Origin of the sequence: Roseofilum halophilum BLCC-M91, from assembly GCF_030068445.1 — a bacterium.
GTDB classification, from domain to species: Bacteria; Cyanobacteriota; Cyanobacteriia; order Cyanobacteriales; family Desertifilaceae; genus Roseofilum; species Roseofilum halophilum.
The window spans coordinates 1-12,929 of the sequence record NZ_JAQPOK010000054.1; the positions used below are offsets into that span (position 1 = coordinate 1).

Annotated in this window: 12 protein-coding genes and 1 tRNA gene; 7 read left to right on the top strand and 6 right to left on the bottom strand. The window is 46.9% G+C overall.

The window, feature by feature from the left end; all coding sequences use genetic code 11:
• Positions 1–405: 405 nt before the first annotated feature.
• Positions 406–1,803, bottom strand: a complete 1,398-nt coding sequence (locus PJF56_RS06555) for a BCD family MFS transporter (RefSeq protein WP_283761847.1) — start codon at positions 1,801–1,803, stop codon at positions 406–408.
• A gap of 118 nt (positions 1,804–1,921) precedes the next feature.
• On the opposite strand from PJF56_RS06555, the gene PJF56_RS06560 reads away from it, so the two are divergent.
• From PJF56_RS06560 to dnaK, 5 genes are all read left to right on the top strand, one after another.
• Positions 1,922–2,908 (top strand): sirohydrochlorin chelatase, encoded by a 987-nt coding sequence (locus tag PJF56_RS06560; RefSeq protein ID WP_283761848.1) that lies wholly within the window; start codon positions 1,922–1,924, stop codon positions 2,906–2,908.
• 208 nt (positions 2,909–3,116) lie between these two features.
• A complete protein-coding gene (gene sipA, locus PJF56_RS06565) occupies positions 3,117–3,341 on the top strand; it encodes a regulatory protein SipA (RefSeq protein ID WP_283761849.1) in 225 nt (74 codons plus the stop codon).
• Between the two features lie 125 nt (positions 3,342–3,466).
• A tRNA-Asp gene (locus PJF56_RS06570) sits at positions 3,467–3,540 on the top strand.
• Positions 3,541–3,960: 420 nt separating this feature from the next.
• Complete coding sequence (locus PJF56_RS06575; RefSeq protein WP_283761850.1) at positions 3,961–4,389, top strand: Hsp20/alpha crystallin family protein; 429 nt, start codon at positions 3,961–3,963, stop codon at positions 4,387–4,389.
• Positions 4,390–4,575: 186 nt separating this feature from the next.
• Positions 4,576–6,489 carry a molecular chaperone DnaK gene (gene dnaK / locus PJF56_RS06580; protein ID WP_283761851.1) on the top strand — a complete coding sequence of 638 codons (1,914 nt, stop codon included), beginning with the start codon at positions 4,576–4,578 and terminating at the stop codon, positions 6,487–6,489.
• Positions 6,490–6,691: 202 nt separating this feature from the next.
• Here the strand turns inward: dnaK and PJF56_RS06585 are convergent, their stop codons facing one another.
• The 3 genes from PJF56_RS06585 to PJF56_RS06595 form a co-directional block, all read right to left on the bottom strand.
• The gene (locus PJF56_RS06585; protein WP_271942356.1) at positions 6,692–6,841 is read right to left on the bottom strand and encodes a DUF5989 family protein; all 150 of its coding nucleotides are present in this window, start codon (positions 6,839–6,841) and stop codon (positions 6,692–6,694) included.
• Between the two features lie 35 nt (positions 6,842–6,876).
• The gene (locus tag PJF56_RS06590; protein WP_283761852.1) at positions 6,877–7,281 is read right to left on the bottom strand and encodes an SxtJ family membrane protein; all 405 of its coding nucleotides are present in this window, start codon (positions 7,279–7,281) and stop codon (positions 6,877–6,879) included.
• A 223-nt stretch (positions 7,282–7,504) separates the two neighbouring features.
• Positions 7,505–9,433 carry a carbamoyltransferase family protein gene (locus tag PJF56_RS06595; protein ID WP_283761853.1) on the bottom strand — a complete coding sequence of 643 codons (1,929 nt, stop codon included), beginning with the start codon at positions 9,431–9,433 and terminating at the stop codon, positions 7,505–7,507.
• A gap of 216 nt (positions 9,434–9,649) precedes the next feature.
• On the opposite strand from PJF56_RS06595, the gene PJF56_RS06600 reads away from it, so the two are divergent.
• Both PJF56_RS06600 and PJF56_RS06605 read left to right on the top strand, forming a co-directional pair.
• A complete protein-coding gene (locus PJF56_RS06600) occupies positions 9,650–10,786 on the top strand; it encodes an alginate O-acetyltransferase AlgX-related protein (protein WP_283761854.1) in 1,137 nt (378 codons plus the stop codon).
• Positions 10,770–12,011: an alginate O-acetyltransferase AlgX-related protein gene (locus tag PJF56_RS06605; protein WP_283761855.1), complete on the top strand. Its 1,242-nt coding sequence runs from the start codon at positions 10,770–10,772 to the stop codon at positions 12,009–12,011. The genes PJF56_RS06600 and PJF56_RS06605 overlap by 17 nt, the downstream gene beginning before the upstream one ends.
• 124 nt (positions 12,012–12,135) lie before the next feature.
• Here PJF56_RS06605 and PJF56_RS06610 read toward each other — a convergent pair whose 3' ends face one another.
• Complete coding sequence (locus PJF56_RS06610) at positions 12,136–12,408, bottom strand: HepT-like ribonuclease domain-containing protein (RefSeq protein WP_283761856.1); 273 nt, start codon at positions 12,406–12,408, stop codon at positions 12,136–12,138.
• A complete protein-coding gene (locus PJF56_RS06615) occupies positions 12,395–12,712 on the bottom strand; it encodes a nucleotidyltransferase family protein (protein WP_283761857.1) in 318 nt (105 codons plus the stop codon). Before PJF56_RS06615 ends, PJF56_RS06610 begins: the two co-directional genes overlap by 14 nt.
• Positions 12,713–12,929 lie beyond the last annotated feature (217 nt).

A 12,929-nucleotide genomic window follows, 5' to 3' on the forward strand; every position in this document is an offset into this window, starting at 1 on the left:
ATGTTATGAGGTACAGTAATCGAAATGTTCCTTGAGAGTGTTGTCCCATGAAAAGCCTGAAGAATGGGCACGCATAGCGTAAAAAATGGTTTTCCCTTCTGCCCATTACCCATTACCCTTCTGCCGCGCGAAGCGCTGTAAGTCATAAGTAAGAAATACCACAATTAAAAACCTAGGGAGCAAGATGCTCCCACTCCAGTAATATCAAGGGATTGAAGGAGTGCGGGCATCTTGCCCGCTTCTCTTTTCCCATGACAGCGCTTTGCGCTGTCATGAGGTACAAAAGGCAAAGATCCCCCCAACCCCCTGCTTTTTAAGGGGGATTTAACGGGACTTGAGGGTTGCAAGACTAAGGACTGTTGGGCAAAGATCCCATGTACTACGATTTTAGGAGATATTTCAATTCTACGATCCGTCTAAATCGCCTTCCATGACTAGGGCGATCGCCTGTTTCGTGTTTTCCTGGAACTCGCGAATATTCACCCGCTTCAATAGCCAGGTGGCGCAGATCAAGCCCCCCGCTTGCACCACAAATACTAAGCCATAGGAAAATACCGGCTCAGAAAACAGGGCTTTTCCTACATCTAACACAGCTCCTCCTAACACCGTTGCCCCTCCTCGTGCCATTGCCTGGGCTAACCCCCAAGCGCCGATAAACGTTCCTGCGGTTTCCGCAGCCGTTAAATCGAGCATTAACCCGATCGCCCCAGCCGTCAAAATTCCAGAAGTTAAACCAAACAAAAACAGGCTCAACATCAAGGCTTTCGGATTCCCCGTAAACCCAGAAAATAACAGAAATCCCGAACACAATGCCGTGCCCACACAACCGCTAAAACAGGTGCGTTGTTTGCCTAAGTGAGGCGTAATTAAAAAGCCCGTGCAACCAATGCCGATCAAGGTTCCCATACCAAAGAAGGCATTGAGTTGAGCGGTTTCCGAGATTTGCATCTGGAAGACTTCGCCCCCGTAGGGTTCCAAGACGGGATCTTGCATAAACAAGCTGATGCTCATGAAGAGAAGGAAGGTGAAAAAGATCCCAGTTTGGCGACTGGCGGTGAGGATTTTCAGGGCATTACCCAGGGTGATTTGATCTTCGCGGTTGGCAGCACTGGAGCGATCGCCATACAGCGAGTATTTTTTCTCAATCCCTAAAGTTCCAATAATGGCAAGGAAACAAACCAATGTGGGCACAATCACAAACAGCCGATTAATCGAGGCTTGTAGATCTTCCGGAGGAGAATCTAAGCCCAACTGCTTTAATAAGCTACTACTAATAATCGCCCCAACCACAATCCCCACCATTAACATAGACCAAACAATACTCACCAGTTTTGAACGATTACTCTCATCGGAAACATCGAATAATAGGGCAGCAAACGGCGTAGAACTGGCACTTAAGGCTAATCCATAGAACACAAACACGATCGCCAATAAAGCTGCCCAGCCATAGGTGGGGGCAGTCCAGCCCAGGGTAGCCGCACTATTACCCAGTTGCCAAACCACTTGCAGAGCTAGAAACGAAGTAGTGGTAAACAGCAGAGTGCCCATCCAAACATAACCCGTGCGATGGTAACCGGCGATCGGTTTTGCGTCCGAGAGTTGACCAAACCAAATGCGGGCAGGAGAAACAAACTGGTGAGCGGCGATCGCCCCCGATGCAATCAAGGCGGGCACTTTCAGCTCATCAATCATCACCCGATTGATCACGCCCAACGTCAGCAGGGACATAATCCCCAACCCCATTTGAAAGAGTCCCAACCGGAACATCGTCAAGAGATTAATTTGGGATTTAGACTCACCCATTTTCATCATGCTGGTTGACCTTTTGACCTTAAAAAAATAATATCCCCCACCCCTGCATAGCCTGATGCTATAGCATTAACGTACTATGCCATAGGGTTATCGTATTTTACTAGCCATCATGCAACTTCAATCTAAACCGTCTTCAATTCAACTCTCTCCCTTGCCTATCAATCGTCCGTTGTTGATGATTGGCCATGGGAGTCGCGACCAGCAAGGACGAGATGCATTTATCGATTTTGCAGCCGCTTACGAAGCCCTAGACCCCTCTCGGCCCGTGATTCCTTGTTTTTTGGAGTTAACCGAACCGACGATTTTAGAGGGGGTTAAACGCTGCGTAGAGCAAGGGTATACGGATGTTTCGGCTCTACCGATCTTGTTATTTGCTGCCCGCCATAATAAGTTTGATGTCACTAATGCCCTAGATGCTGCTCGGTTAGAGTATCCGCAAGTGAAATTTCACTATGGTCGGCATTTTGGCATTACTCCCAGTATTTTAGACCTGTGGCGCGATCGCCTAGCCGCCCTCGACACCCCCAACTATCCCCGCGCTGATACCGTACTCCTGTTTGTGGGGCGCGGATCGAGCGATCCCGATGCCAATGGGGATGTGTACAAGTTAGCCCGCATGGTGTGGGAAGGAAGCGGGTATCAAACCGTGGAAACCTGTTTCATTGGCATTACCCATCCCCGTCTAGAAGAAGGATTTCGTCGCGCCCGGCTCTATCAGCCTAAGCGGATTATCGTGTTATCCTATTTCCTATTCACTGGGGTATTGGTGAAGAAAATCGCCGATATTACTCTCCAACAACAGGAAGAATTTCCAGAGATTAACCATGTGTGCTTATCTGAGATGGGTATCGATCCTCATCTGATGCAGTTGGTGCGCGATCGCGAAATTGAAACCCAGTTGGGACAAGTGCAGATGAACTGTGAGTTGTGCAAATTCCGGTTAGCTGCCCTTGGTGATGGCGATCGTTCCCATGCCCACGATCATGGACATCATCACCCCCACGAGCATCATCACCATCACGATCACGACCATCCCCCAGTCGATCCCTATGCTGATCCTCAAGCCTACCATCAACGGATTTGGCAAGTACCTTGACATCCTCCCTGGCCTAAAGGTAAAGGGATTCCCAAATCTCACGATTTGGGTTTCTGCTTCACTCACATCCGCGTACACCTTTAAGAGTTCATTTTTGGACTTCTTAAGAATCTGCGCGTCTTTAGACCGCAGAGTTTCAATCTTTGATTTTAAGCAATATCTTGCCAAGCCGTCCTTCCAGGACGGGGTTTCAGACCCAATTTTTCTGATGAGTGAGAACAAAATCTTTCAAGTCGGCGATCGCGTGCGCGTCATTGCCCTTCCTCCCTACGTCAAAACCGCCGAACCCATGCCCATGCTTCGCCCTCCCGATGTCATTCAACTCGGTGAAGAAGGCACAATTCTCGACCGTCGTCCCGGAGGATATTGGGGCGTTCGCTTTGCCGGAGGTGCATATCTGATGGATAGCCAATATATCGAAGTCGTCTCCTGACGCAGATGGGGAGATGGGGAGATAGGGAGATTGCCTATTCCCCATTCCCCCATTCCCAAAAAAAACTTCCCCCTCCCCTTGACAAAACCCAAAATCCATGTAAATATAGATATTGGCTCGAATAAGGGACTGTAGTTCAATTGGTTAGAGCACCGCCCTGTCACGGCGGAAGTTGCGGGTTCGAGCCCCGTCAGTCCCGTAGAACTAACTCCATACTTCAATTTCACTCCTAGACCGGGTAGAGGTCTAGGATATATTAGTATAAGGGTAAGCTGTAGACTACTTATTATTGTTATTTTTTATACACATTAAATCGGCATGTCAGTTTTAAGTAAAATCAAATCTGGAATTAATCAAGTCAATCAAATTTATCAGGAAAGAAACTTCAAGCCCTATGTAATTGATAGACAGGCATATTGAAAAGCGGGCCCATTTATATGCAATTCCCCATGCAGTAAGCTGAAGGTACAGCGCTTAGGGCTAGTCATGAGTAAGATGGACTTGAATTAGGGAAAATGCCCCAATCCTGATACGGTTTGCCCTCCTGTCTGAAAGAGTTCCAGGCTTTAGGATAAGAACAGTAGAAATCACTGAACCCAAGGTTAACAGGAGGGCAACCATGATGATGATGCGCGTCCACCCTACAGAAACAACTCCCATTTATAAACCGGCGATCGCCTGGAACGTCACATCAGAAGGTCTGATGCTGCATGTGGAAGTACCGGGAATTCAAGCCGAAGATCTCGATATTGAAGCCACGGCAAAAACCCTAACCGTGCAATGGACTCGCCGTCCTCATCCTGACTCGGCTGCCCTCTATTCCGAAGTGAAATATGGACAATTTCGGCGCTCTGTAGCTCTACCCTTTGAAATTGAGTGCGATCGCATTCAGAGCCAATTAGAACAAGGAATTCTCACCCTGAACATCCCCAAAAAACAAAAACCCCAACCCGTGAAAATCAGCTTGGGTAAATCCACTCCCTCCCAAACCGAACCGATCTCCTTAGAAACTCCCGTGAGTCTAGAAGAAGATCCTTGGGCAGCATAAACCCAAAATCAGGGCTGCCCCAGGTTCGGTAAACCGCCCTTCACCGCAAGGGCAAACCCCCATCAGTATAGGTGAAGAGGTCTTTATACTGAGAACGGCCCACCTTCAAAGCAAAACATTTATAGATAGCTTCAGGCCCAGGCCGAAACCCCTAGTAGTTAGTAAAGTTGGAGTGCAAAAACTCTTATGGCTAAAGTAGTTGGAATTGACTTAGGAACCACAAACTCTTGTGTAGCAGTAATGGAAGGAGGAAAACCCACCGTTATTGCTAACGCAGAAGGTGGACGCACCACCCCCTCCGTTGTCGCTTATGCAAAAAACGGCGATCGCCTCGTCGGACAAATCGCCAAACGCCAAGCCGTCATGAACGCCCAAAATACCTTCTATTCCGTTAAGCGCTTCATCGGACGGCGCTACGACGAAGTAGGAACCGAATCGACAGAAGTATCCTACGAAGTCCTCAAAGAAGGCAACAGCGTTAAACTCAACTGTCCTGCTGCGGACAAAAAATTTGCCCCAGAAGAAATCTCTGCCCAAGTCCTGCGTAAACTCGTTGACGATGCCAGTACCTACCTGGGCGAAACCGTTACCCAAGCCGTAATTACCGTTCCAGCTTATTTTAACGACTCCCAACGGCAAGCCACCAAAGACGCAGGTAAAATTGCTGGGGTTGAAGTGCTGCGGATCATCAACGAACCCACCGCCGCATCCCTCGCTTACGGACTCGACAAAAAGAGCAACGAAACCATTCTCGTCTTTGACTTAGGGGGCGGAACCTTCGACGTATCCATCCTCGAAGTGGGTGACGGTGTATTTGAAGTCTTATCCACCTCTGGGGACACTCACCTCGGTGGAGATGACTTCGACAAGAAAATTGTCGATTATCTAGCCGCAGAATTCCAGAAAACCGAAGGCATTGACCTGCGTAAGGATAAACAAGCCCTGCAACGGTTAACCGAAGCGGCTGAAAAAGCCAAAATCGAACTCTCCAGCGTCACCCAAGCAGAAATCAACCTGCCCTTTATTACCGCTACCCAAGAAGGCCCCAAACATCTAGACTTGACCCTAACACGGGGTAAATTTGAAGATTTATGTAGCGACCTAATTAAGCGCTGTGCCATCCCCGTAGAAACTGCCCTCAAGGATGCCAAAGTAGATAAATCTGCTATTGATGAAGTCGTTCTGGTTGGTGGTTCCACTCGGATGCCTGCGGTTAAAGAAGTGGTCAAGAAAACCCTGGGTAAAGAACCCAACCAAACCGTAAACCCGGATGAAGTGGTTGCCGTTGGTGCTGCCATTCAAGGTGGGGTACTCGCTGGAGAAGTTAAAGATATTCTCCTTTTAGACGTAACCCCTCTCTCCCTTGGGGTAGAAACCCTCGGTGGCGTAATGACCAAGATTATTCCTCGCAACACCACCATCCCCACCAAGAAGTCAGAAACCTTCTCCACCGCAGTTGATGGTCAAACCAATGTAGAAATCCATGTGCTGCAAGGGGAACGGGAAATGTCCACCGATAACAAGAGCTTAGGAACCTTCCGCTTGGATGGTATCCCGGCTGCTCCCCGTGGCGTTCCCCAAATTGAAGTGACCTTTGATATTGATGCCAATGGTATCTTGAATGTCACCGCTAAGGATAAGGGAACCGGTAAAGCCCAGTCCATTAGTATCACCGGTGCTTCAACTCTCGATGACCGGGAAGTTGACCGCATGGTTAAAGAAGCCGAAGCCAACGCTGATGCAGATAAGGAACGGCGCGAGAAAATCGATCGCAAGAACCAAGCCGATCAACTCTGCTATCAAGCGGAGAAGCAGATGGAAGAACTCGGTGATAAGGTTGGCGCTGATGATAAGACCAAGGTTGAAGGTTTGATTAAGGACTTGCGAGAAGCAGTCGGTAAGGAAGATGACGAGAGCATCCAAACTCTGACCACTGAACTGCAACAAACCCTCTATAGCATTGGTAGCAGTGTCTATCAGCAAGCTGGTGGCGATGAAGCTGGCGCACCCGGTGCAGATGCTCCCCCTCCTGGAGGTAGCGCAGGTTCCGATGACTCCGATGATGACGTGATTGATGCAGAGTTCTCCGAAACCAAGTAATATCAAATCCGGAAAAACAACCCTAATTAAGTAGGGGCGGGTTAACCAACTCTCTTGTTTTCCCACCCAGATGTTTGTAAACCCGCCCCCTACAAGCGAGATGCTCCCACTCCAGTAATATTCAAAGATTAGAGGAGTGCGGGCATCTTGCCCGCTTCTTATAGCGCCCAGCGCTATAAGATCAAGTCCGTCCCTAATCTTCCTAAAACAAGGTATAGATAAACGGTGCAATTACAGAAGCTTGACTGAGGATAATCAAAGCACCCACCATCACCAAACTAATAATCAACGGCAACAACCAATACTTTTTACGCTCCCCTAAGAAAGCCCAAAGATCTTCAAAAAATTCCATATACAACACTCCAATTGGTTTAAATTAAAACTTCACTAAAATGGATATTCTAGACTCTTCGCCGGTCTCGGATGGGAAGGAATCCGATAAGTCTCCACTGGTTTACGCCATTCTCGACGCATAGGGTCGCCTCCAAACTTTCTCCGTAGAAACCCCATCGGCATAATCATCCCATAAAAAATAATCCCCAAAATTAAGCGGGTATTAATCCAACCCATCATCAACCCAAAGCGGGCAAAAACCTGATAAAACGGGTCGAGAGTGTTCGGCGCAACTAACGCCCAAGCCCAGAAAATGCCTAGCACAATCCAGGGCCAGGTTGCACTACTATGACCGAGTATCAAGGGCCAGATAATACCGAAAACTAAACCCACCATCACTCCAAACAGGAGACCAAATTGGCGCAGTTCTTTTTTATTGAGCTTTTTGATTGGATGCATAGTGATTAATGATGATTTTTACTTGCTTTTCTGAGGGGTTAAGATCCCCCTACTTATTAAGGGGAGATATAGCTAGTCTAAATGAATTGTGCAACTGGAAATGCCCTCTCCCTATATCCCTCTCCCACGGGAGAGGGACTTCTGCTCCCCTTCTCCTGCGGGAGAAGGGGCCAGGGGATGAGGGGCAGTCGTTATATAACTCATTTAGGTTTGCTATAAACCCCTAATCCAATTCAAACTCCGTCTTCCAAGACTCATCTTTCTCCCAAGCAGGTTGGTCAGTCTTAGCCAGCAAGAAGTTTTCCAGAACCAGATAATCCATTTCAGTCCGCATGAAGCAGCGATAGGCATCTTCGGGAGTACAAACAATCGGTTCTCCGCGCACATTAAACGAGGTATTCACAATCAAACCGCAACCCGTGAGTTGATCAAAATGACTGATTAAACTGTGATAGCGGGGGTTGGTTTCCTTGTGAACCGTTTGAATCCGGGCCGAGTAGTCTACATGGGTAATGGCCGGAATTTCAGAGCGGGGAATATTGAGCTTCTCAATCCCAAACAGTTGTTTTTGCTCCTCGGTCATGGGAATACGCAACGATTCCTTCACCGGAGCCACCATTAGCATATAGGGACTGGGGCTGTATTGCTCGAAGAAATCAGACACGCGCTCGGCCAAAACTGAAGGAGCAAAGGGACGGAAAGATTCCCGATACTTAATTTTCAGGTTCATCACCGATTGCATTTTCGGCGACCTGGGATCGCCAATAATGGAGCGTCCGCCCAATGCACGGGGGCCGAATTCCATCCGTCCTTGGAACCATCCCACCACATTGTCACTCCCCAGAATTTCGGCTAACCGGGGCATGAGTTCGGCATCATCCAGACGCACATAGGAGGCTTTTACCAAATCCAGATAGTCGAGAATTTCTGCATCAGAAAATTTTGGCCCCAAATAAGACCCGCGCATTTGGTCTTGTACGGGAGCGGCAATTTTTTCTTGGCTCAAGGTTCCCACTGTGGCAGTGGCTGTTTCTTTGGCAGAGCCGAACATGACCGGTACTTTCTCGGCGGTCACGGTGCGGGGCATACTGTGGTATTCATACCAAGCAGAGAGGGCAGCGCCTAATGCTCCACCGGCATCACCCGCAGCCGGTTGTACCCAAACTTCTTTAAATCCACATTCGCGTAAAATCCGCCCGTTAGCCACGCAGTTGAGGGCAACCCCACCGGCTAAACAGAGGTTTTCGACTTGCAGTTCATTTTTCACCGTGTTTGCTAGACGGAGAACCACATCTTCGGTGACCCACTGGATGGAGCTGGCGATATCCATTTCGCGCTGACTGATGGGGGTTTCGGGTTTCCGCGGAGGGCCGCCAAACAGGTCATCAAACTTGCTGTTGGTCATGGTGAGACCGGTGGCATAGTTGAAGTAGTCCATGTTTAACCGGAATGTGCCATCTTCTTTGACATCAATCAGGTTACTGAGGATGGTGTCAATATATTTGGGTTCCCCATAGGGGGCGAGTCCCATGAGTTTGTATTCCCCAGAGTTGACTTTGAAGCCGGTGTAGTAGGTGAAGGCCGAATAGAGGAGGCCCAAGGAGTGGGGAAAGTCGATTTGCCATTGGGGAATGAGCTGGTTTCCTTCTCCGAGCCAAGCGGTGGTGGTGGCCCATTCGCCGACTCCATCCAGACAGAGGACGGCAGCTCGTTCAAAGGGACTGGGGAAGAAGGCGGAGGCTGCATGGGACTGGTGATGCTCGGTGAACATCAGTTTGGGCAGCTCGGTTTTCTTGCACTGGCCGATTTCTGAGAGTTCTGTTCTTAATACGGTTTTCAGATAGAGCTTTTCTTTTAACCAGATGGGCATGGCGGCTAGGAATGACCGAAATCCTCTGGGCGCATAGCTGAGGTAGGTTTCGAGGAGACGCTCAAATTTGAGTAGAGGTTTGTCGTAGAAGACGATATGATCTAGTTCGGCGATCGTGGTTTGGGCCATTTCCAGGCAATAGGCGATCGCATGTTTCGGGAAACGCGGATCGTGCTTCTTGCGCGAAAATCGCTCTTCTTGCGCTGCGGCCACGATCTCGCCATCGCAGACGATCGCCGCCGCGCTATCATGATAAAACGCTGAAATTCCTAGGATCTTCATATTTAGTTCACCCCTACGCCAGTGAATTTAAGCCAATTTTGGGATTTTTTTGGGATCATGAATAGAGATTGTAACTTAGGGTTTACTCTATAAGCACTGCGATCGCTCTGTTGGTTCAGGAAAGACGAACATAATTTCGATCTCATCTTGGACGACCTTAATGATTGCGATCGCTTGGTAGAACCTTCAGGTGTGTTCGCATTGTAAACTTTCTTAATGATTAAACCCACAAAACCTCTCAAAGTCAATAAAATCTCTCAAATTGCCCTGCTCCTGTTCTGCTGGATTGGCATTCCTTGGATTACCGTTGAGATAGCCATGATCTTGCTCGATCCCTTGCTCTTCAAGGGTTTCTACCAGTATGACCCCGATATGGGCTTTCGGGTGAGACCCAATACTTTAGGCTCTAACCGGTTTGGATTTAACGATCGCAATTATCCCCTCGAACGGATTCCCGGAACCCTGAGAATGCTAATTGTGGGGGACTCCTTCAACTGGGCTGGGGGGCTAGAGGGCAACTACACAACCCTTCTAGAGAACCAATTCGCCCAAACCCCAGATTTACCCCCCGTAGAAGTCATTAACGCGGGTTATCCCATGACTCATGCGGGCGAACAGTTAATTATGTTGCAAAAGTTCGGTTTGCAATATCAGCCCGATTTAGTGGTTTTGGGTGTCTTTGTGGGTAATGATTTTATTGATGCTGACCCCTACCGCAAGCGGATTGTGGTCAATGATACGCAAATTGACATTGATAAGCGCAAGGAAATTCAGATATTAGGATATCCCATTATTTTCAAGTCTCGCCTCTGGATGTTTATTGAGCAAAAATACAAAGTTTTTCGGGAAACGGCCACCCTTGAAGAGCCTGCATGGGCTAACCCACCAGAGGAAGAGGGGACATTTACAGAGGAGACCTTCTTAAAAATCCAGCGAGCCAGATTAGAGTTTTGTAACCTCAGAGCGCACGCAGAAGGTAAATATGATGATAAAATTGAATATCTGTTTGAGAGTATTGCCCAAATAAAGCAACTTTTGGCGGAGCGCCAAATCGACTTTAAGGTAGCAATTTATCCCGATGAGTTTCAAGTGAACCCAGCATTAGCCGACCAACTCTTTGAAACTTATGACCTCAATCGAGAAGACTACGACCTAGAGTTGATGCAAAAGTTGCTAATTGCGTTTCTGGATCGGGAAGGAATTCCTTATATTGATATGCTCCATCGGTTCCGTCAAATGGGCAAAACCGAAACCTTATATTTGCTCAGGGATACCCATTGGAATCTGGCCGGTAATCAATTGGCATCAGATATTTTATATCAAAATTTATTAGACTATGTTAAAAATCAATAAAAAAGACCATAAAATTAAAAGGTCGTCAAAACTCAATATTCGTAAATTCATCAATTGGGGATTTTTAGGGCTTTTGTACATTGGTGTGCCTTTGCTAACGGCAGAACTATTTATGATTGTGGCAGAACCCTATCTGTTTAAGGGCTTTTTTCAGTACGATCCGGATCTGGGTTTTCGTGTTAATCCGGATACCCCTAGAACCAACCAATATGGGTTTAACGATCGCGACTATCCCCTAGAGAAAGCGCCAGGCAATTACCGAATTGTCGCGATCGGAGATTCCTATAGCTGGGCTGGAGATTTAGACGGTAACTATACGGCTATTTTAGAAAAACAGTTTCAAGCCTATTATGGAGCGCCCAAAGTTGAGGTGATTAATGTGGGGTTTCCTATGGCTGATCCGCCCATGTATTTGGAGATGTTGAAAAAATATGGGCTAAAATTCAATCCCGATTTAGTGATTTTGGGCTTTTTTGTGGGCAATGATTTACATACCCCGGTGAATCAAAAACGGATTGTTCTCAACGATACGTTTATTGATGTCGATCGCACTAAGGAAGTGAAACTCTTTGGATATCCCTTGATCGGCCAATCTAGGGTTTGGTTGTTTTTGCAACAGCGCTACCGAATGTTTCAAGAGCAACTGAAACTGCAACAAGCTCAACAGCAAAATCAAGGAAAGTTTGAACTCATAGAAGGAGCAGTTGCCCAAGAATCTCCGACTCCTAGCCCCAGTCCAGAACCTCCAACCCTGTATTCAGAAGAAACTTTTTTAGAGATTGAACGCTGGAAGCTAGAAATTAATAATATACCGGACTATCAAACGGGAAAATTTACGCCTCAATTTGAATATTCCCTGCAAGCTGTGGTGGAAATGGCCAATATTCTCAAAGAACAAAATATACCCTTTTTGGTGGCGATTTATCCTTCAGAATACCAAATCGATCGCACTTTGGCGAGTAGAATTTTTACCGCTTACGAACTCAATCCCGAAAATTATGATTTAGAACTGCCTCAAAAAGTGGTGATTGAAACCCTGGAAGCTCATAGTATTGACTATTTGGATATGTTAGAGCCGTTTCAAGAGGCGGGGAAAGACGAAGTTCTCTATATTTTGCGGGATACCCATTGGAATTTAAAGGGTAATCAATTGGCGGCGAATTTATTATTTCAGAGGTTAAAACCGTTAACAATGAACAATGAACAATTAACAATTAACAATTAACAATTAACAATTTTTCTGGGAATGTGCTTGGCAAAGGAGTGGCATCAAACTCCTACACTTCTTCAGGAGGGATCAGAGTTTCTAAAATCATAATTAATTCTGGTAATGCATTCTGAACCGTTTGCTATATTGTCGCTAAATTTAAGCGATCGTATTCATGAACAATCCGATTTCGCATTCCAATAATTTGATGCCAAGGAATATCGGGAACTTCCGCTTGAGACTCTTCAGAAATTCTCCGAGCAGCTTTTCCAATAATTTCAATTTCGCGAGTAATGGCTGCTTGGCGCATGAGATCCGCTTCAAAATCTTCCCACTCGATCCCGGAAGCAAAATCTCGAGCTAACTTGGCTGCATTTAGCATATCCAGTAAGTAGTGGATTTCACGAGATTGCATAAATCGTTTTGGTGGAACTTAAAATTGCTTTGCGCCGCAGATAATTTCGGCTTTGTTCAATACCTTGACGTTCGACTAAATCGACATCTCTGGCAAATATTTCCCGTAATTCATCTTCCATGTCTACCAAATGCAGCAGAGTCCAACGGGCATCTTCGGCAAAGGAAACCAAGACATCAACGTCACTGCGATCGCGATCGAAATCTTCTCGCAAGACCGAACCAAATAATGCGAGTTCCGTAATCTTCCAGCGATCGCAGAACTGGGCAATTTGGCGATCGTCAATCGGAATTTGAATCGGCATAGACTTGGGAGTGGGATCAACACTTAGTTACGGTAACATGAATGTTACCAATGATCAATGTTTTTCAATTAACAATTACAGCGCTTCGCGCGGTAATGGGTAATGGGTAATAGGTAATGGGAAAACCATTTTTTACGCTATGCGTGCCCATTCTTCAGGCTTTTCATGGGACAACACTCTCAAGGAACATTTCGATTACTGTACCTCATAACATCGA